The sequence below is a fragment of the Segatella copri genome, from assembly GCF_051861805.1.
Classification (GTDB): domain Bacteria; phylum Bacteroidota; class Bacteroidia; order Bacteroidales; family Bacteroidaceae; genus Prevotella; species Prevotella copri_M.
In genome coordinates, this window is the sequence record NZ_CP146520.1 from 904,060 (window position 1) to 924,892 (window position 20,833).

The 20,833-nt window shown below is 46.7% G+C and carries 12 protein-coding genes and 1 pseudogene; 10 read left to right on the forward strand and 3 right to left on the reverse strand.

Annotation, left to right across the window (positions count from 1 at the left end; translation table 11 throughout):
* Nucleotides 1-604: 604 nt before the first annotated feature.
* Nucleotides 605-1,000: pseudogene (locus V8Z93_RS03395) on the forward strand (Rpn family recombination-promoting nuclease/putative transposase); the annotation flags it as partial.
* Between the two features lie 67 nt (nt 1,001-1,067).
* Here V8Z93_RS03395 and V8Z93_RS03400 read toward each other — a convergent pair.
* The 3 genes from V8Z93_RS03400 to V8Z93_RS03410 form a co-directional block, all read right to left on the reverse strand.
* Complete coding sequence (locus V8Z93_RS03400; protein ID WP_439432402.1) at nt 1,068-2,714, reverse strand: GH35 family beta-galactosidase; 1,647 nt, start codon at nt 2,712-2,714, stop codon at nt 1,068-1,070.
* On the reverse strand, nt 2,707-4,713 hold the full coding sequence (locus V8Z93_RS03405) for an alpha-glucuronidase (RefSeq protein WP_439432403.1): 2,007 nt from the start codon (nt 4,711-4,713) through the stop codon (nt 2,707-2,709). The genes V8Z93_RS03400 and V8Z93_RS03405 overlap by 8 nt, the downstream gene beginning before the upstream one ends.
* A gap of 83 nt (nt 4,714-4,796) precedes the next feature.
* Complete coding sequence (locus tag V8Z93_RS03410; RefSeq protein ID WP_439432404.1) at nt 4,797-8,717, reverse strand: hybrid sensor histidine kinase/response regulator transcription factor; 3,921 nt, start codon at nt 8,715-8,717, stop codon at nt 4,797-4,799.
* Between the two features lie 248 nt (nt 8,718-8,965).
* Between V8Z93_RS03410 and V8Z93_RS03415 the strand changes: the two genes are divergently transcribed.
* From V8Z93_RS03415 to V8Z93_RS03455, 9 genes are all read left to right on the forward strand, one after another.
* Nucleotides 8,966-10,168, forward strand: coding sequence for an SGNH/GDSL hydrolase family protein (locus V8Z93_RS03415; protein ID WP_439432405.1), 1,203 nt, complete (start codon nt 8,966-8,968; stop codon nt 10,166-10,168).
* A 12-nt stretch (nt 10,169-10,180) separates the two neighbouring features.
* Nucleotides 10,181-11,584: an MFS transporter gene (locus V8Z93_RS03420; RefSeq protein ID WP_439432406.1), complete on the forward strand. Its 1,404-nt coding sequence runs from the start codon at nt 10,181-10,183 to the stop codon at nt 11,582-11,584.
* A gap of 31 nt (nt 11,585-11,615) precedes the next feature.
* The gene (locus V8Z93_RS03425; RefSeq protein WP_437183085.1) at nt 11,616-12,740 is read left to right on the forward strand and encodes an endo-1,4-beta-xylanase; all 1,125 of its coding nucleotides are present in this window, start codon (nt 11,616-11,618) and stop codon (nt 12,738-12,740) included.
* Between the two features lie 47 nt (nt 12,741-12,787).
* Complete coding sequence (locus V8Z93_RS03430) at nt 12,788-13,753, forward strand: glycoside hydrolase family 43 protein (RefSeq protein ID WP_439432407.1); 966 nt, start codon at nt 12,788-12,790, stop codon at nt 13,751-13,753.
* Between the two features lie 265 nt (nt 13,754-14,018).
* Complete coding sequence (locus V8Z93_RS03435) at nt 14,019-15,419, forward strand: DUF5687 family protein (protein WP_439432408.1); 1,401 nt, start codon at nt 14,019-14,021, stop codon at nt 15,417-15,419.
* A 55-nt stretch (nt 15,420-15,474) separates the two neighbouring features.
* Nucleotides 15,475-16,182: an ABC transporter ATP-binding protein gene (locus V8Z93_RS03440; protein ID WP_439432409.1), complete on the forward strand. Its 708-nt coding sequence runs from the start codon at nt 15,475-15,477 to the stop codon at nt 16,180-16,182.
* A gap of 108 nt (nt 16,183-16,290) precedes the next feature.
* Complete coding sequence (gene trmB, locus V8Z93_RS03445; RefSeq protein WP_022121261.1) at nt 16,291-17,061, forward strand: tRNA (guanosine(46)-N7)-methyltransferase TrmB; 771 nt, start codon at nt 16,291-16,293, stop codon at nt 17,059-17,061.
* Nucleotides 17,062-17,253: 192 nt separating this feature from the next.
* Entirely contained in the window at nt 17,254-18,141 is an 888-nt protein-coding gene (locus V8Z93_RS03450) for a Fic family protein (RefSeq protein WP_439432410.1), read from the forward strand.
* Between the two features lie 241 nt (nt 18,142-18,382).
* On the forward strand, nt 18,383-20,734 hold the full coding sequence (locus V8Z93_RS03455) for a beta-glucosidase (protein ID WP_439432816.1): 2,352 nt from the start codon (nt 18,383-18,385) through the stop codon (nt 20,732-20,734).
* Nucleotides 20,735-20,833: the final 99 nt, after the last annotated feature.

Below are 20,833 nucleotides of genomic sequence, written 5' to 3' on the forward strand. Positions count from 1 at the left end.
GAGCAAGCATAACAATGCGGCTGAATAAGCGTAACGAGACGGCTCATCTGGCACAAGGATACGACAGCGCTGGGTCAAAGATATAGATTAGGAGGTTCAAGCAGTCGGTATCTGAGGTTCTGAGAGACTGTATCTGAGGTTCAAGCAGACTGCTTCTTGATGATTCCCACTAGGCTCGACAGCTCTGCTGAGCCTAGTCAGCAGCTCTGCCGACTGCAGTCAGCAGGTCTGCTGAGCCTAGCGGCGACACCTCATTATCGTACAACAACACACTCTTTAGTCGTACGACTGTATACCCTTTAGTTGTACAACTATATACCCTTTAGTTGTACAACCATAAACCTACTGTTGTACAAGTATAAACTCATTGACAGTACAATAGTAGTTTTACAACTCAAACATTTTCCCAAAAATCTTTGCATCTTTCAGAAGAAAAGCGTATCTTTGCAGAAAAAGGATCACCTGCAAATGCGTGTGGGCTCGAATAGATGCCCCTACTTAAAATTTATGGCACATGTGCCACTTTTTTAAAGTGCAAAGATATGCGAAAGTAGAGTTCTAACCAAAAATTTTTAGATTTATTATACTAAAAAGGTGTGCCTACCAGCTGCGCGAATTCAACAAGGTGGCTAAATCACCATTGGAAGAATGGGTTGAGTATCTGAAGAATGGCGTCATCTCACCTGATACCCAATCGCCAGGTCTGCAGGAAGCTCGTGAGAAGCTGAAATACTATTCCATGTCGGATGCAGAACGTTATGCATACGATGAGCACATCAATGCCATCATGATTCAAAATGACGTTCTGGGAAATGCAAGATTGGAAGGTATGGAAGAAGGTAGGGCTGAAGGTCGTGCTGAAGGCAAAGCTGAAGGTCGAGCTGAAGGTCGTGTCGAAGAGAAAAATAATATCGCCCGCAAAATGCTGGCTAATGGATTGAGTATAGAGCAGATAGCTTTAATTACCGGTTTGACAGAGCAGGAAATTAAAAAACTATAATATAAAAGGTGTATCCTTCTTGCCCCATACATCGGGCAAGCGAGGATACACCTTTTTTATATACCTTTTAGTATTCGTACAGCTTGATGTGGAGAATTTTATTATCGCCACATGAGATGCGGGCATGGCGTCCCTGGTGATCTTGGTCGCCGTTGTCACGGCGGATAAACTGTAATTTACCGTTTTTATCTACTTCAATCTGGTCAACATATCCGATACCTATACGCTTGCCTTTGAATGTAGCGGTTTGTTTCTTTGTTTCGGTTCCACCGTTGTCAACAAATCCGTCCTCACCAAGTTTCTTTTCTTCAGCTTGCGCTTTTTCTGTCTTGCTCTGGAAAACTACGACGATACCATTACCAGCTATGATGTATTCGTTCTTGGCGAGTTTCAGAATCAATCCACCGCCTTCAGGCCATTTGCTTCCATCTGTAGCACGTGGATCCCATGGTAGCGTGAAGAAGTGGCGGCAAGTCATGGTGATGTCGCCATCTTCGATGATGCGTTCTTTGTCTTTCTGGTCGAAGAGTAATCCCCAGTTCTTGCCCTTTCCCTGATGCTGGAGCAGGAGAGGAGAGAGCTGGTTGATAACCTTGTATGAACGTCTGAGACTGTTCTTCACCTTGTAGTTAGCTTCATCGAGAGCAAACGGACTGAAACTGATAGCATCTGTTTCACCAAAGGTATAGTAAGCCTTTACGCCACTGTTGGCATCGCACTTCACTTCTGGAGTGAAGAAAGGATTGTCGGCACGCTTGTATTTCTCTACCCATCCCTTGTAACCGGTATCATAGATGTCTGGTGCAAAGATGTCGATGCTTGGTGCACCACATTTCCAGATATCAATCAGATGAGCTAGTGGACCGGCAGAAGGATATTCGCCAGGTTTTCTGCCACGGCTGTTCATTGCTGCATTTACATACATCGGAATATTGTAGATGGCTTTGCCTGCTGAGGCTAGTTGCTCTACATATTTAGCATAGTAATATGCCTGGAATTTCTCGTCAGCATAACGGTCTGTTCCGAAAACTTCTGCCCATGTACCTTTCTTCTTGAGCTTGAGTGCCTTGAGCAATGGAGCAGGAACGGGTTGTCTGTAAGCTTTTTCGGCAAGAGGAGAGTGGTCGCGGGCAGATTCGAGCATGCCGATTTCGTTTTCTACCTGCATCATGATAACGGTATTCTCCTGACTGTCTATGGCTTTGATGTGTTTCATCAGTTCGCAGAATGCTCGTTTGTCTGCTTGAAGCAGGTTGTCGCTGAAGGCTGTGCATATCTCCAATGGCTTGCTGTTCTCTGTGAGTGAACGAGGGAAACGCTTGGTGTTTTCCTTTACCCATAGTGGAGCATAGCAGCTCATGGAATTCTTCCAGGCACCAAACCATAGGAAGACAATCTTCAAGTTATGCTTACGGGCAGTTGTGATGACGCTGTCTACGAGTGCAAAATCATATTTGCCCTCATTAGGTTCTACAAATTCCCAATATGCAGGAACGAAGACTGAGTTGACTCCGCTATTCTTCATCTGTTTCAATGCTTTCCTGATGTCGGCAGGACTTGTTGCGGCTGAGTTGCTCAACTCACCAGCCAGGAGAAGCATCGGTTTGTCATTGACAACAAGTTGAGTGGCAGTGCCTTGCTTTTGCAGTTTCACTCCAGCTTGTATATTGATGCAGCATAATAATGCTAGAAAAGATAATACGATTTTATTCATAAATCTTCATTTTAGAGAATGTCTGAAAATACTTGAGGCAGGTATTGCGCCATTCCTTGGCGTTTTCCAACTGCACATTGAGCAATGAATCGGTATGCTGCCATTCCTGCTCATGCCCCTTCATATACTGTTTGGCTGAGGTATGCCAGAAGTCGCGGTATACTTCTACCATCGCTACTCCCATGTTGTACTTCATGCAGAGTTCCTGCCAGAGGGTGCTGCCTGATTTCATCTTGTAATCCCAAGCTACATGATGGAACCATAGGAGATATTCTTCTGGGCAAGTCTCAATGTTGTCATACTGACTGCGATATGGCTCCGGATACTGGCCAACGGCATCTGTTCCCTTGGATGAACGGTCGAAACCGATACCCTTGGCATCAGCCTTGTGATAATACACAGGGCACCACTCCAATGGATAGCTGGCGATGAAACCATCCGGTTCCGGACCATAGTGGTGGTCGAACTTGAAGATGTGGTGCAAGCCCAATGGCATCATATAGTTGACGCAGGCTTCGCGAGAGGTCATCATCATCATCTCTACAGGTTTGGTGAACTTCTCGTCCTGATTCTCGTAAGTCTGAACGAGCCATTCGTGGGCAATCTCTTCTGCGCTGAGCGAAGGATTCCAGGCCAGGCGACCGAAGGCATACCAGTTTGCCTGAGAGAAAGGATGACCGCACCAGTTGGCATCATCACCGATATTGGCTACACCAGAGATTCCAACCAGTTTGCTTGGATTGACGAATCCAAAGAATTCCTTCCACATAGGTGCAAGATAGGTGAGGTGCTTGCTCTGTCCCAGATATTCCTGGGTAATCTGCAGTTCTGCTATCTGAGGAGTTTTCTTGATGTTGTCGAAGATAGGAGCGTATGGTTCACGGGGCTGGAAGTCGAGCGGACCGTTCTTGGATTGCAGGATGACGTTGTCTCTGAACTTGCCATCCATATCCTTGAATTCGCTTACGGCTTGTTTCACTCGGTCTTCGCCCTTGTGGTTGGCACCATATACAAAGCTTCTCCACATGATGATGCCTCCGTATGGCTTCACGGCATCGGCAAGCATGTTGGCTCCATCGGCATGAGTGCGGTGGTAATCGCCAGGACCAGGTTGTCCTTCAGAATTAGCTTTTACCAGGAAGCCGCCAAAGTCGGGGATGGTGGCATAAATCTCCTTGGCTTTCTTCTGCCACCATTGCTGCACCTTCTTATCCAACGGGTCTGCGGTCTTGGTATAACCCAGAGCCATCGGCGAAGCGAAATTGATGCTGAGATAGACTCGGATGCCGTAAGGGCGCAGGATGTTGGCGATGACCTTCACCTTATTAATATATTCTGCCGTCATCATCTTTGGCGATGCATTTACATTGTTCAGTACGCTTCCGTTGATGCCGAGCGATGCGTTGGCACGGGCGTAGGTGATGAGGCGGTCGTGCAGGCTCTTGCTGATGCTGCCGCCCTTGCCTTTCTTTCCGAGTTTGATTTCTTCCCACTTGAAGATGCTCTTGCCGGCATAGCCACGTTCGATGCTGCCATCGAGATTATCCCAATGGTTGAGGATGCGGAGACCCACTTGTGGCTTCTCGGTCTCATCGATAGCTTTGCTGAAGTTCTGCTGATTGCCGCTACCTGTGTTGTAGGCATCAGTGTTCTGAAGTCGAATTAACTCGTAGGCACCATAGAGCAAACCGATAGGATTGCTGGCGGTGATAGTTGCTTCGTACTGAATGTTGTCGCCTTGCTGGGCAGGACGGGCGTAGATGTTATAGCCCTCGCCCAGGTTGAGACTCTTGTCTATCTTGAGCTCAACATTCTTGCCACGCCAGTTGTTTTCTAACTCCTGCTTGGCAATCTTGGCTGTTGCATCATTAGGCAACTGTGAGATGACTTGGCATGAGTTAGCATACTGCTTTCCGAGCCATAACTGTGAACCATCACTCTGTGCAGAAACATGGAGTGATGTAAGTACCGTAAATAATAAAATGAGGTATTTCTTCATATCTTTGCAGATCATTAGTTTGTATTGTTATTGTTTCTGCTGCAAAGATACGAAAAAATACCTTATTCTCTTCTATTTGTTGTTTATTTTTCATTTCTCTTTGTTTCAGCATACTCGCTAGGCGACATGCCATAGTGTTTTTTGAACACGGTAGAGAAGTGGGTCTGGTTGTTGAAGCCCACGGAGTAAGCCACCTGCGTGATGTTGATCTGTCCTTCTTCTATCAGGCGTGCTGCCTGTTCCAATCGCAGGTTGCGGATGAATTCTCCGGCAGATACACCCGCTATCTCCTTGAGCTTGCGGTGCAGTTGGGCACGGCTGATACCCACATCTGTCGTAAGTTTCTCCACGTTCAGATCCTGATCGGCTAGATGTTCATTCATATAGTTCATCACTCGCTCCATCAGGGCATCGTTGTTGCCTTTCACCTGAATCTGCTCAATCTTCGCTTTCTGTCCTTGTGCCCCGCTATACTTGCCACGGATGCGTCGCACATTATCCACCAGGTTGTCGATGAGAATATGCAGTTCTTCCATGTTGAATGGCTTTGCCAGGAAGGCATCCGCTCCCTTGCGCAAACCTTCCAGGCGGTTTTCTACTTCGCTCTTCGAGGTGAGCAGGATGACAGGAACATCGCTGATGTTGCTGTTGCTCTTGATGTTCTTCAGCATGGTGATGCCATCCATCTCCGGCATCATCACGTCGCTTATTACGAGGTCGTACTTGCCCGTGAGCAGCATCTTCAATCCTTCCTTGCCGTTGCTGGCATGGTCAAATCGGTACCAGTCGCACAATTCGGTCTTGATGTAGTGGGCTATCTCAGCATCATCATCTACTATCAGGATGTTGAAGTTGCGGTTGGCCTGCACTTTCTTGCCGATGGATTCGATGCTTCTGTCATCTTCCTCGTTGAGAATCTCTTCTGGCTTCAGATGTTCCTTGCCCAGCGGAATGGTTACCTCGAAGCAGGAACCCTTGATGCCATCGGTGCGGTTGTATGCCTTGATCTTGCCTCCGTGCATCTCTACGAATGCCTTGCAGAGGTTCAGTCCGATGCCGGTGCCTTCGATGTGAAGGTCGCTACTGTTGCTGCCTTGGTAGAATCGGTCAAAGAGTCGGTCGGTCTTCTCTTCCTTCAGTCCGATGCCGGTATCCTGTACCTTGATGATGGCATTTTTCTCGTCCTTGCCCATGATGAGGGTGATGGTGCCGCCATTGAAGGTATACTTCATGGCGTTGGAGAGCAGGTTGGAAATCACCTTGTCGAAGTTGATGCGGTCTATCCATACCGGCAATTTGCCTTTGGCATCGCTGAGGCTCGCATCTTCCTGGAGCGAGAGTGTGATGTTGCGCTCTTCTGCATTGAAACGGTAGAGCGATATGATGCCGTTCAGGAATTCCCTGAGTTGGGTTTCCTGGCAATGCAGATGCATCTGGTTCTTGTCTATCTTTCGCTCGTCGAGTATCTGGTTTACCAGAAGCAGCAGGCGCTGGGCGTTGCGGTCGATGGTGTCGATTTCCTGTTTGCTTTCGGCATCCGTGATTCTTGTCTTCAGCTTGTTGAGCGGTCCCATAATCAATGTCAGCGGTGAACGGATATCGTGGGTGGCATTGATGAGGAACTGCATCTTGGTTTCTTCCAGGTCTTCCTTGCGATGACGCTCATATCGGTAGATGATATACAGGATGATGCCTGCTGCTGCCAGGAAATAGAGGAGAAATGCCCAGGTGGAAGCATACCAAGGGTCGCACACCTTGATGTGGATGATGGTTGACTTCTTGGAGAAGTTGCCATTGCTCATGGCTCTTACCTCCAGGGTGTAGCTGCCTGGTTTCAACTTGTTGAATGATACAGCGTTGGAGCCTTCGTTGGTGCTATTCCATTTTCCCTCGTTGATACGATATTGGAAGCTGATGTTGTCGGTGTTCCTGTAGTTGAGCAGCGAGAACTCCAGCGTGAATGAATTCTCCTCGTATGGTATCGTGAACTTATCCGTCAGACAGTTGATTGGCTTGCCGTCGATGATGAAGTTGGTGAGGTGTACATCTCCCAGTTCCATCTTCTTGGCTCTCACTCTTTCCGGGTAGAAAGTGGTGATGCCGTCGCTTGTACCGAAGGCGATGAGGTCGCTGGCGGTATGCATGGAAGAGCCCAGCACGTATTCACGGGTGGTAAGTCCGTTGCCATTGATGTGCCCGATAAACTGTCTGTTCTTCTGGTCATACTGCCAAATGCCCATGGTGGTGCTTATCCACAAGTCGCCCTGATGGTCTTTGATGATGCTGCACACCTGCTTTCCCTTCAGAACTTCGGCGTGAGGGAGAGCAAGGGTCTTGTTGTTCTTTCGGTCGAAAAGATAGAGCCCTTCTTCCGTTCCGATAATCATATCGCCGTTCTTTCCTTCGCAGATGCCATTCGCCTGTCTGTCTTTCAGAATGTTATTCCATCCGAAGTCCTTGAAGTTGAGTGTCTTCGTGTTGAGGCAGGAAACGCCATTTGAAGTACCGATCCACAGATGACCGGTATGGTCGAATGCCATGCTGCGCACCCAGTCGTTGCAGAGGAATCCCTTGTTTCCTCTCTGTCGCATATTGAGCACGGTAACCTTTCCGCTTTCCACATTATATATATATAGGCCCTTGCTATATACAGAGATATAGAGATTGCCCTGGTTGTCATCTGTCATGCAGTAGATACCTGCGCTGGTAAAGGTGAGCTTTTCCTGATAGGCTCCCGTATGCGGATTGTAGCTGTAGAGCGCACTTCCGTTGCTGATCCAGTATGCACCCCGGCGGTCTTTGTAGATGATGCAGGTACCTGCTGGCGAGGTAGGGTGGGCGATAATCTTTCCTGAAGCATCAAAACAGAATACGCCACTGTTTTGCACCGTACACCATGTTTCGCCATTCTCGCCAGGGGCGATGGAAGAAACGCTGCTGCCGATGATGTAGTTCTGTGCCGAGAAACTCCAGCTGCTGAAGGCTTGCTGGCGCTGGTTGAGCAGATAGAGACCTTTCTTGTAACAGCCTATCCAGAGGTTGTTGTCCTTGTCTTCGATGATGTCGTTGACGAAGGCGGTGGAAAGATTGAAATTGCTGTTGCTGTTTTCCAGCTGTTCCACCTTATTGCTTCCCTTCTTGATGATCAGGGCTCCATGTTCAGAGGTGCTGATATAGAGGTTGCCCTCGTGGTCGAAGGTGGCATTGTTGATGGTTACATGATTCTTGAAAGTACCCAGGTCGTAACCGGCATCGGCTATACGCCCCGTGCGGTAGTCATAGTAGATGATGCCATACATGCAGACGATGAGCATGGCTTGCGGGCGATGCTGGATGAATGCCACAGGGGCTCCGTATGGCGATTTGAAGTCTTTGCGCTGCACCTTGCCTTGCTGCTCGATGAATCGGGTGAAGGTTGACAGGTGGCTGCTCTGCCAGAGATATTGGTGCTTGTCTTCGTAGATATGGGTGAAGAATACATCCGAGTCGCGCTCGGTGTATGCTCTCTCCCATTTGATGGTGAATCTGTTGTTTGCCGTTTTCTCTATGCCGTTGTTCTTCACGGAGTAGAGACCGTAACCTGCCGTGCCCAGCAGGATATCGCCGCGATGGCTTTCTACCATCGAATAGATGCGTGGCTTTCTGCCATCAGGAAACTGGAGACGGGAGAAATTGTTCGTCTCATAATTATAGCGCATCAGTCCCTTGGCGCAACCAATCCAGAGGTTACCTTTCTTATCTACCAGAAGGTCGGAGATAATATTGTCGGTGATGGAGGTTGTGTCTTCTTCGTTGTGCAGATAGTTGGTAAAGCGGTAGCCGTCGAACTTGCTGAGTCCGTATTCCGTGCCCACCCAGATATAGCCATACTTGTCTTGCACAATACAGTTGATGAGCGAACTTGATAGCTTGCCCGAAGTGAAGAGTTCACCACTGTCGGCCCATACCATAAGCGATAAGGCGATAGCGAAGAGTGCCGTGAGGCAATGTCTGATATGCTTCATATTTTTGTCCGTTTCTTATTTAAATAGGTTATTATGGCTGCAAAAGTAACAAAAAACAATGGAAGAAACAAATTCTAATGTAACAATATGTTTCGTTTCTTTTTGTTTCTTTATCTTTTTGTGTCTTTTTTGTGAGTATGAAACAAATAGAAAAGTAATGGTAACTATAAAATACCTGTTATTTCATAACTTATTAGTAAATTTGCATCGTCAACAACAATAGAAACATTAAAAGCATCATAATAACAATGAATAAACAAGCAATAAAAATCTTATCTTTGGCGCTCGTATTGGCTGCGTCAAGTTCTGTAGCTTTCGCTCAGAAGGTGTGGAAAGGCTCTTGGGCTACTGCAGTGGAATGGACTGGCAAAGGAGATATGCCTAAGGAAAGCTTGAGCAACCGCTCTTGCCGACAGGTGGTTCATGTATCCTTTGGCGGAAATGAACTCAGAGTGAAGCTCAGCAATGAACAGAGCAAGGAACCGGTGGAAATCAAATCGGTGTATATTGCAGATACCGATAAGGACAGCAACTGGTTTGTGAATGGTAAGACCGTGAAGTATCTCAAGTTTAATGGCAAGAAGAATGTAACCATTGCTCCTGGCAAGGCTATCTTCTCAGATGATTTGAAATATGCCTTGAAGAGTGGACAGCGCCTCACGATTACCATCGACTATGGCAAGCAGACTCCAGTGAATGCAACATCCCATCGTGGTTCACGTACCACATCTTATATAGTAAACGGTTTGCATCGTACTCCTAAACCGATGGATAAGAGTTTTGATGATGGCGAGGAGGTGGATCACTGGTATAATCTTTCAGCCATTGATGTGAAGACCGATAAGGCTACCCCTGTGGTGGCTATCCTCGGAAACTCTATCACCGATGGCCGTGGAAGTACTACCAACCATCAGAACCGATGGACCGATTTCCTCTCGGATGCCCTGAATGCAGAGAAGCCATACGGTGTATTGAATCTCGGTATCGGTGGCAACTGCGTGGTGCAAGGCGGATTGAGCGAACCAGCCATGAAGCGTTTCGACCGTGACATCCTGGGACAGGCTGGTGTGGATAAGCTCATCATCTTCGAAGGAACCAACGATATCGGTTGCTGCGGAGGAAATTATGAACATGTAACAGATACCCTGATAGCTTGCTACAAGGTGCTGATAGCAAAAGCCAAGGCTAAAGGCATTAAGGTGTATGGCGGAACCATTACCCCAACTAAGGGCAACGGATGGTATTCCTTCTGGCATGAGGCAATGCGCCAAACCGTGAACGAATGGATTAGAAAGAGCGGTGCCTTCGACGAGGTCATCGATTTCGATGAATTAACCCGCGACCCGAAAGACCCTCAGCGCCTGAAGGCTGAATATTCAGACGACTGGTTGCATCTCAACCCTAAGGGATATGAAGCTATGGGCAAGTTTGCCGCAGAAAAATTGAAATAAAAGAATAAAGATATGGAAAAGAATTCACAGGAATCCCAGGGATTCTACAAATTGAATTGGTTGCAGCGCATCGGATTCGGTTCTGGTGACTTGGCACAAAACCTCATCTTCCAGACAACATGTATGTACTTGTTGTTCTTCTATACCGATATCTATGGACTCGATGCAGTTGACGTTTCCGTGATGTTTACGGTAGGAAATGTTGCAAATGTGATTTGGGACCCTATTGTAGGTGCCCTTATAGATAAGCACAATCCTAAGTTGGGTAAGTATCGCTCTTATCTGGTATTCGTAGGAATCCCACTTTCGGGCTTTGCCATCCTCTGCTTCTGGAATGGCTTTGCACCATCCCTGCTCTATGCCTATATCACATACATTGCCATGACATTGCTCTATACATTTATCAATGTACCTTATGGAGCCTTGAACTCATCGCTGACTCGTGATACCGATGAAATCACGGTGTTGACGTCAGTTCGTATGTTTATGGCAAACTGTGGCGGTTTGGCTGTAGGCTCAGGTCTTCCATTGCTCATCGCATACTTTACCGACCAGCAGTCGGATGGTTTGCCTAAGGATCCGGTGGCTTGGTTTACCACCATGACCATCTATGCCGTCATTGGTTTGTTGTTGCTCCTCTTCTGTTTCTCACAGTGTAAGGAGCGTGTGGTAATGAATGCCGAGGAGAGCGCCAATGTGAAGATAAGCGACCTTTGGATGGAATTTTTCCACAACCGTCCTTTGCGTATCATAGCCTTCTTCTTCATCACCGCCTTCGCCATGATGTCTATCGGCAATGCGGCAGGAGCTTACTTCATGAACAGCAACCTTCACGGAACCTCCGAGCAGCTTTCCATCTTCATGGGTTTGGGTTCGGCACCATCGTTCATCTTCATGCCACTGGTGCCTATGATCAAGAAGGCAATCGGCAAGAAGAACATGTTCTATGTGTTCCTGGGCATCGCCATCGTGGGTATGGCATTCCTTTATCTGGTAGCAAAGATGGAGCAGCCAAGTATGATGCTCGTCTATATCGCCCAGTTTGTTAAGTCAACGGGTGTTATTGTAGCTACGGGTTATATGTGGGCTCTTGTTCCTGAGGTTATCTCTTATGGAGAGTATAAGAGTGGCAAGCGTATAGCAGGTATCGTGAATGCCTTGACGGGCATCTTCTTCAAGGCGGGTATGACCTTGGGTAGTGTGGTGGCTCCAGCCATCCTTGCTTACGTGGCTTACAATCCGAAGGCCGTGGAGCAGACTCCTGAGGCTCAGGAGGGTATTCTCTGGTTGGTATGTGTCATTCCTGCTGCCTTGTTGCTGCTCGCCATCTTCATTATCTCGAAGTATGAGTTGACAGATGCGGTTATCGATGATATCAACAAGAAGATCGAGGCTCGACACAAACAGGGAAAGTAACATTTAAAAATGAGAAAAATATAAATTAGACATGAAGAAAATATCGACTTTTGCATTGGGCTTGATGCTTGCTTCGGCAGCATTTGCCCAGAAAGGCAATAATAATACGACAATCCCAACATTCCAGGAGACCATGGGCAAGTACTTCCTGGTGGGTGCTGCCGTTAATACTTCTCTGACAGACGGACAAGATCCGGCAGGTGAGGAAGTAGTGAAGAAACAGTTTAACCAGGTGGTTGCCGAGAACTGTATGAAGGGCGAGGAAAATCATCCGGAGGTGAATCGCTTTGATTTCACCGATGGTGATAAACTCGCTGACTGGGCTGAGAAGAACGGAAAAACCTTGATAGGTCATTGCCTGGTTTGGCATTCTCAGCCACCTAAGTGGATGTTTACCGATGATAAGGGTAATCTGGTAAGCCGTGAAGTGCTCATCGGCAGAATGTATAATCACATCATGAATGTGGTTACTCATTATAAAGGTAGAGTAAAGGGATGGGACGTTGTGAACGAAGCTTTCGAGGATGATGGCTCTTACCGCAAGTCTCTATATTATAAGATTATCGGCCCGGAGTTCATCGAACTGGCTTTCCGCTTTGCGCATGAGGCTGACCCTAACGTAGAGCTTTACTATAATGATTATTCTACTTCGAAGCCAGCTAAGCGAGAGGCTATCTGCAAGCTGGTTCGCGATTTGAAGGCGAAGGGTCTCCGTATCGATGCAGTAGGTATGCAGAGCCACAATGGTTTTGATTATCCTGATTATGCTGAGTATGAGAAGAGCATCGAGGCTTTTGCAGGTGAAGGTGTCAAGGTGATGCTGACTGAGCTGGATATGAACATGCTTCCTAATCCGGAAGGATTCGGCGGTGCGGAAATCAGCCAGAAGTTTGAACTTCAGAAGAAGTACAATCCATACGTGAAGGGACTTAACAAGAAGGCACAGAAACTCTTCAACCAGCGTTATCTCGATCTCTTCAAGATTGTAGAGCGTCACAAGGATGTCATCAGTCGTGTTACTTTCTGGGGTGTCAACGATGGTCACTCTTGGTTGAATGGCTGGCCTATCCCAGGCAGAACCAACTATCCACTGCTCATCGACCGCAACAACGAGGTGAAGCCAGTGGTGAAGGAAATCGTCAATCTCTTTAAATAGTAATCTCTTTAGATAATATTATACATCTCTTAAAATAAAAGATAATCATGAAAGCAAGATATTTGTTCCCTAAGGATTATATGGCAGATCCATCTGCCAATGTGTTTAACGGTCGCCTGTATGTTTACCCATCTCATGACTGGGACAGCGGCGAAAGCTTCGACGATGATGGCGGTCACTTCCAGATGAAAGACTATCACGTTCTCTCTATGGACGATGTGATGGAAGGTGAAGTAACCGATCATGGTGTGATTCTCGATGTGAAGGATGTGCCATGGGCTGAGAAGCAGATGTGGGACAACGATGTAGTAGAGAAGGATGGCAAGTACTATCTCATCTTCTCTGCCAAGGATTATAATGGCGTGTTCCATCTAGGTGTGGCTGTGGCTGATAAGCCTGAAGGTCCTTTCGTTCCGAATGCCGACCCAATCCGCAAGTCATACAGCATCGACCCTTGTGTGTTCAAGGATGATGATGGCAAGATTTACTGCTACTTCGGTGGTATCTGGGGCGGTCAGCTTCAGTGGTACAAGGACAACAAGGCACTGAAGGATGAGCATCTTCCAGAGGGCAAGGAGAATCCGTTACCATCTCGTGTAGCCATGATGACTGATGATGTGCAGCAGTTTGCAGAAATGCCAAAGCCTGTTGTCATCGTTGACGAGGAGGGTAAGGTATTGTCAGCCGATGATTCTCATCGCTTCTTCGAGGCTAGCTGGATGCACAAGTACAAGGGCAAGTATTATTTCAGCTACTCTACGGGTGATACTCATTATCTCTGCTATGCAGTAGGTGATAATCCTTATGGACCATTTACTTATAAGGGTGTTATCCTGGAGCCAGTAGTAGGTTGGACAACCCATCATAGCATCTGTGAGTACAAGGGACAGTGGTATCTGTTCCATCACGACTGCGTGCCATCAAATGATACAACCTGGCTTCGCAGCGTAAAGGTAGCTCCTCTCTTCTATGATGAGGATGATAATATCTTGCCAGTAAAGACGGATGAGTAATCCGCCTTTTTCGGGCAATCAGGCATAAACATAGGCTTTAGGTTTTAATAGTTTTGATGAATAGTTGATACATTTAGTTAATGTTAGTTTAGAAAGTGAGCAGCATCTTCGGGAGGAAGGTGCTGTTTTTCTTTTTGTAGCATCGGATATCTTCTTCTTTTTCTTTTTATCTCATGTTATTTTTATGTTATTTCTTTCTTTTTGTTATTGTTTTCTGAGTTTTTTGTTTACCTTTGCATCCATAAACCAATGAAACGAATGAATTATGTTGAAATTACTGTTAAGGTTATGGTGGCTGCAACAGCGCCGTAACTTCCGCAAGAGAGATGCCTTCGTGGTGTGCTACCTCATCTTCCTGTATGTGGTGATGGGCTTCAGCTTCTACCAGGGCTTTACCGAGAGTGGAGGAGAACTGAAGGAAGAGGACATGCCTGCCCTGTTGGGAGCCGGCATCGTAATCGGTATGCTGATTCCTGACATCATCATGAAGATGGTGATGAAGCGGGATATTACGGCAATGGATGATTATGTGAAGTCGCGCCCTGTGCCTGAGAAAATCTGGAACAAGTTCCTGCTCACTACCAATCTCATGAGCTTCTGGAACTATGTGCTTCCGGTGCTTACGCTTCCGGTGTTCATCTATCTTCTGCCGGCAGCTGAGGCTGTCGCCAGCTTTTTCCTGTTCCTGGAGTTCTCTTTCATCAACGGCATCTATATCACCTGTTACCGCAAGACAACGGAGTGGATTCTGAAATGGCCTTTGATATTGGGATGGATGGGAATGTTTGCCGTGCTGATAGGATTCATGATTGTGGTTTCCCTCTACCCGGTATATATGGGATGGATAGGTCTCTTCTTCCTTGCAGGAGCGGTATTCACCGGACTTACCGCCTATCTCTATCACGAAAAGATTTATAACGAGCAGAAACAGAAGGTTTCCAAGTTCCGTGGCTTCAGCCATATCAATCTCTTCAGCCTGCAATATATCGGTACATTGAGAGCGAAGCGCATCCGTAAGATGGTGATTCTGATTACTGCCATCTTCCTCATCGATGCCTATTTCTACGCCCAGATTCCTTTAGAGCCGGGACAGGAAATGGGGGATAAGGTGGCTATGACTACCCTCTATGTGGTGGGTGCCATCCTGTTGCCATCGGTGGTATTGTCGCAATGGACCTTTGGTATTGAGGCAAACTTCTTCCATGGCTTGATGACCAAGCCGGTGAAGGTGATGCAGATGCTGCAGAATTGCTTCTATTATTATATGGTAGTGAGTGCTGTCGCCTTGTTGCTCACCCTTCCGTTCCTCTTTCTGCAGATAGGAATCGGACACCAGGTGCTCATTGGCGGTTTCTGTCTGGCAGTATTCATCAATCTCTTCAATCTGCCTACGGCACTCTTCTCTTCCCGTCTGGAGATATTCCAGACTTCCATGTTCAGCATGCAGGGAGCGAATCTGAAGATCAATCTTTATGCCATCGCCTTCCTCTTCCCGCTGGCAGGTGTCTGTGCCATCTATCATTTCTTCGGTGAGACGGCATGGTTTATCACCTGCGTAGCGCTGGCAGTCATCAGCATCGCCATCCATAAATGGTTCATCGCCAAGATTGCTGCCATCTTCGAGAAGAACAAGTATAAGCGCATGGAGAAGTTCATGGAAAGCTAGGAGAGTAATCATAAAGTTCAAAGTTCAATGTTCAAAATTCAAAGTTCAAAGTAAAATGATTAAGATTCAGAATCTCAAGAAGATATATAATGGCAATACCGTACTCGATATTGATAATCTGGGTGTTGCAAAGGGCGAGTTGATAGGACTCGTAGGTAATAATGGTGCGGGCAAGACTACCTTGCTCCGTCTGATTCTCGACCTGATTCAGGCTGATGATGGTTTCGTGGAAAGCAATGGACAGAAGGTGAACGAGAGTGAGACGTGGAAGGAATATACCGGCAGTTACATCGACGGCAGATTCCTCATCGACTTCCTCACCCCTGAGGAATACTTCGATTTCATCGCTGATGTCTATAACATCGACGATAAAACCTTGCAGGAGCGACTGGCGCAGTTTGAGGGCTTTATGCACGATGAAATCATGGGAACCAAGAAGTATCTCCGTGATTTCTCTCAGGGCAACCGACAGAAGATTGGCATCATTGGAGCGATGATCATCAATCCGAAGGTTCTTCTCCTGGATGAGCCATTCAACTATCTCGACCCATCTTCTCAGATGACTATCGCCCACATGATTCAGCGCATCTGCAAGGAGCAGGGCACCACGGTCATCATCTCCAGCCATAACCTCAACTTCGTTGCCGACATCTCCTCTCGCATCCTTCTGCTGGAGAAAGGCAAGTTGGTGAAGGATCTTCCTAATGCCGATGGCGCTGCCATCGCCGAACTCAACGAGTACTTCGGTATTCAGGCGGAATAGCTTTCTGGCGATTCTTTTTACGTTAATATTATACAATTTCTATTATACGATTTGTATAATTATCGGTAAATGATTACCTTTGTACCCAAACGAAGAAAAAAAGAATCAATGAGCAAAGGAAAATTAGCTAAGTTTGCGGATATGGAGCGTTTCGAGAACGTGTTCCAGTATCCATATAGTGTTGTAGATGACGTGCCTTTCGATATGAAGGGCAAGTGGCGTGAGATGTATTTCCACAATGATAATCCTATCGTGCTGGAGTTGGGATGCGGCAAGGGTGAATATACCGTGGAACTTGCCAAGCTCTATCCTGAAATGAACTTCATCGGTGTGGATATCAAGGGTGCACGAATGTGGACCGGTGCCAAGAAGGCGATAGAGGAAGGACAGAAGAACGTGGCTTTTCTCCGTACCAACATCGAGATTATCGACCGCTTCTTTGCCGAGGATGAGGTGCAGGAAATCTGGCTCACCTTCTCTGACCCGCAGATGAAGAACCCTCGCAAGCGTCTTACATCTACATACTTCATGAACCGTTATCGCCACTTCCTCGTGGATGGCGGTATCATCCATCTGAAGACGGACTCCAACTTCCTCTTCACCTATACTACTTATATGGTGGATGGCAACCATCTGCCTGTACTCTTCCGCACCGAGGACCTCTATCATCAGGAGGGTATCGATGAGGAAACCCGTAAGATTCTCTCTATCCAGACCTATTATGAGAGTATGTGGATAGAGCGTGGCTTGAACATCAAGTATCAGAAGTTTGCCTTGCCACGTGAGGGTGAGCTGGTGGAACCTGATATTGAGATTCCGCTGGATGATTATCGCAGTTATCGCCGTGATAAGAGAAGTTCAAAGGATACAGCGAAGTAAGTTATCGCAATATATATTTTAAAACCGCCCAACTGCTGATATGTGGTCGCACATCAGCAGTTGGGCGGTTTTTCTTGCCGTTATCGGCAAAAAAGAGGGAGGATAATCGTTTTTTTCGTTGTTTTCTTGCCGTTATCGGCAAAAAGTGCTATATTTGCAGTCGAAATACAAACGTAAACTTGCCGATAAAATATGGATTATATATCAGTGAAAGAGTTTGCGCAGAAGTATGGGGTATCAGAACGAACTGCGCGTAATTATTGTGCTTCCGGGAAAATTGAGGGAGTAGTGTTGGTGGGAAAGACATGGAATATTCCTGCCGATGCAACCTTGCCTATGCGTAAATCCAAGAAGCAACAGGTTTCTCCACTTCTTTCTATCCTTCGGGAACAGAAGAATATGAAGCTGAAAGGAGGCATTTATCATCGTACTCAAATAGACTTAACCTATAATTCTAATCATATCGAAGGAAGCAGGTTGTCGCATGAGCAGACTCGTTTTATTTTTGAAACCAATACGATAGGCATTACCGACCAAAGTGTAAGGGTGGATGATATCATTGAGACAACCAATCACTTCAGGTGTATCGATTTGATTATCGAGCAGGCTGATGAGAAGTTGACCGAAGACTTCATCAAGAAACTTCATCTTATCCTCAAGTCTGGAACTTCTGATAGCACCAAAGATTGGTTTATGGTGGGAGATTACAAGCGATTTCCAAATGAAGTGGGGGGCATTGATACTTGTGAACCGGAAATGGTACACAAGGAGATGGTAAGGTTGCTGAAGGAGTATAATGCCAAGAAAGTAAAAACGCTGGAGGATATTATCGATTTCCATCAGCGCTTTGAGTCTATTCATCCTTTCCAGGATGGTAATGGAAGGGTAGGACGACTGATCATGTTCAAGGAGTGCCTAAGCAATGGTATCGTTCCGTTTATCATTACAGATGAGTTGAAGATGTTTTATTATAGAGGATTGCACGAATGGAATCATATTAAAGGTTATCTGATGGATACTTGTCTTACTGCACAGGACTTCTATAAGCGTCTGCTCGATTACTTCCAGATTAAATATTAGAACTAGTCTTAGTCTGGGATATGTATAGTATGTTATTCTCTTACTATATCTTTTGTTAAATCCGGAAAGAATCTGATAGAAATAGAGAAGAAAAAGGTGGAAATGCTTGGTGTTTCCACCTTATTTTATTAAATTTGCAGCAAGTTTTTGAAGAAATGCAGTAACCTTTGGGGCTGCATAAGCCTGATGAAACGACTAAAAAAACAGAAAAGTAATGACTAACTAAATAAACGACAAAATGATGAACTACAAGAAATTGGCTCTTACCGTTGCGGCTGGAGCGATGGCAACAACAATGATGGCGCAATCTGCACCAAAATTGAATGCCAACAACATCGATGAAGTAATCAAGGCGATGACCTTGGAAGAAAAAGCCCAGATGCTGGTGGGCGGTGGTAACGATGGATTCGTGGGCAGTGGCGCTATGCTCGGACATCAGAAGAAGTTCGTGCCGGGTGCTGCGGGTACTACTGTAGCCATCCCTCGTCTCGGCATTCCTACTACCGTACAGTGTGATGGACCTGCCGGAGTTCATATCGATGCTCATCGCGAAGGTGACAGCCGTAGCTACTTTGCTACCGGTTTCCCTATCGGAACCTGTCTGGCTTCTACCTGGAACACCGACCTGGTGCGCAAGGTGGGTGAGGCTATCGGTAACGAAACCCTGGAGTATGGCTGTGATGTTGTGCTCGGACCGGGTATGAACCTGCATCGCAATCCGCTTTGCGGCCGTAACTTTGAGTATTATTCTGAAGACCCAATCGTAACGGGTCTTATCGGAACCGCCTTTGTACAGGGTGTGCAGAGTCAGGGTGTGGGCGTGAGTGCCAAGCACTTTGCTGTGAACTCTCAGGAAACTGACCGTACCAAGGTGGATGAGCGATTGAGCCAGCGTGCTCTCCGTGAGTTGTATCTGAAGGGTTTTGAGATGATGGTTCGCAAGAGCAATCCTTGGACTATCATGTCTGCCTATAACAAGATCAATGGTGTTTATGCCCAGGGCAACAAGGGCCTTCTTACCGATATTCTCCGCAACGACTGGGGATACAAGGGAATCGTGGAAACCGACTGGATTGGTAAGCGTGCCGACCTTCCACTGGAACAGGAAGTTGAGGCTGGCAACGACTTGATGATGCCGGGTTATCCAGCACAGGTGCAGGATATTGTTGATGCCGTAAAGAATGGCAAGTTGGATATCAAGGATGTGGACCGCAATGTTCGCCGTATGCTCGAATATATCGTGAAGACTCCTCGATTCAAGGGATATAAATATAGTGGTGAGCCAGACTTGAAGGCTCATGCAGCCATCACCCGTCAGAGTTCTACCGAGGGTATGGTGCTCCTGAAGAATGATGCCGCTCTTCCTATCCAGGGCTTGAAGACCGTAGCGCTCTTCGGCGTCAATTCTTACGACTTCATGTCGGGTGGTCTTGGCAGTGGAGCCGTTAATGTAGGCTATTCTGTAGATATGGTTACCGGTTTGAAGAACATCGGTGTGGCAACTACTCCTCAGCTTACGGAAATCTATCAGAATTATGTGAAGTATGCCAAGGCTAAGTTGAAGGCAGACAAGAATCCGATGATGTGGTTCCTGGATCAGGGTCAGCCAAAGCTCGATGAAATCGAGATTACCGAGCGCTGTGTAGCCAGCGAGGAGCCAAAGGCGGATGCAGCCATCATCACCATCGGCCGTCAGGCAGGTGAGGGAATGGATCGCCAGATCAATGGTGAGTTCAACCTCAGTCAGATAGAGCAGGATATGATCTTCCGTGTATCTGATGCTTTCCATGCCAAGGGCAAGAAGGTGATTGTGATCATCAACTCTGGTTCTGTGATGGAGACAGCCAGCTGGAGAGACCGTGTGGATGCTATCCTCGTAGCTTGGCAGCCAGGTATCGAGGGCGGTAACTCTGTAGCTGATATCCTGACCGGTAAGGTGAATCCATCGGGTAAGTTGACCATGACCTGGCCTATCGCTGCTACCGATCATCCATCTACTGCCAACTTCGCCAAGGATTACGATATGTACACCTACAAGAACCTGCAGGATTGGAGCAAGGGTAATATCAAGGGTTACGATTATAGCAACCACGAGGAGGATATCTACGTAGGCTACCGCTACTTCGACACCTTCAATAAGAATGTGGCTTATCCGTTCGGTTATGGTTTGAGCTATACTACCTTCGAGTTTGGCAAGCCATCTGTTAAGGCAAAAGGCAATAACATTGAGGTAAGCGTAACCATCAAGAATACCGGTAAGGTTGCCGGTAAGGAAGTTGCTGAGGTTTATGTCACCGCTCCAAAGGGTGCTTACGAGAAGCCAGCCAAGGAACTCAAGACCTTCGGCAAGACCAAGTTGCTGAATCCAGGTGAGAGCCAGACTTTGAAGATGACACTTGAAAAGCGCGATCTTGCCAGCTTCGATGAGGCTAACAGCCAGTGGAAGGTAGATGCAGGTAACTATCTCTTCAAGGTAGGTAGTGATGTGGAGAACATCAAGGGTACTGCTACATTGAAGGTGTCTGAATACACCGAGAAGACAAGCAATGCCTGCGCTCCTAATGTTCAGATGAACTATCTGAAGCAGAAATAGCAAATGTAAACAATATTCTAGAAAGAGATAATCTAGAAAAAACTCCCGGAAAATGGGGGAAGAAAAGATTGAAAATTTTCCCTTAAGGCTATTTATTTT

Excerpts from the sequence above, each read along its gene's own strand:
- V8Z93_RS03400 (WP_439432402.1), bottom strand. The coding sequence starts at position 2,714 with ATGAATAAAATCGTATTATCTTTTCTAGCATTATTATGCTGCATCAAT.
- V8Z93_RS03405 (WP_439432403.1), bottom strand. The coding sequence starts at position 4,713 with ATGAAGAAATACCTCATTTTATTATTTACGGTACTTACATCACTCCAT.
- V8Z93_RS03410 (WP_439432404.1), bottom strand. The coding sequence starts at position 8,717 with ATGAAGCATATCAGACATTGCCTCACGGCACTCTTCGCTATCGCCTTA.
- V8Z93_RS03415 (WP_439432405.1), top strand. The coding sequence starts at position 8,966 with ATGAATAAACAAGCAATAAAAATCTTATCTTTGGCGCTCGTATTGGCT.
- V8Z93_RS03420 (WP_439432406.1), top strand. The coding sequence starts at position 10,181 with ATGGAAAAGAATTCACAGGAATCCCAGGGATTCTACAAATTGAATTGG.
- V8Z93_RS03425 (WP_437183085.1), top strand. The coding sequence starts at position 11,616 with ATGAAGAAAATATCGACTTTTGCATTGGGCTTGATGCTTGCTTCGGCA.
- V8Z93_RS03430 (WP_439432407.1), top strand. The coding sequence starts at position 12,788 with ATGAAAGCAAGATATTTGTTCCCTAAGGATTATATGGCAGATCCATCT.
- V8Z93_RS03435 (WP_439432408.1), top strand. The coding sequence starts at position 14,019 with ATGTTGAAATTACTGTTAAGGTTATGGTGGCTGCAACAGCGCCGTAAC.
- V8Z93_RS03440 (WP_439432409.1), top strand. The coding sequence starts at position 15,475 with ATGATTAAGATTCAGAATCTCAAGAAGATATATAATGGCAATACCGTA.
- trmB (WP_022121261.1), top strand. The coding sequence starts at position 16,291 with ATGAGCAAAGGAAAATTAGCTAAGTTTGCGGATATGGAGCGTTTCGAG.
- V8Z93_RS03450 (WP_439432410.1), top strand. The coding sequence starts at position 17,254 with ATGGATTATATATCAGTGAAAGAGTTTGCGCAGAAGTATGGGGTATCA.
- V8Z93_RS03455 (WP_439432816.1), top strand. The coding sequence starts at position 18,383 with ATGAACTACAAGAAATTGGCTCTTACCGTTGCGGCTGGAGCGATGGCA.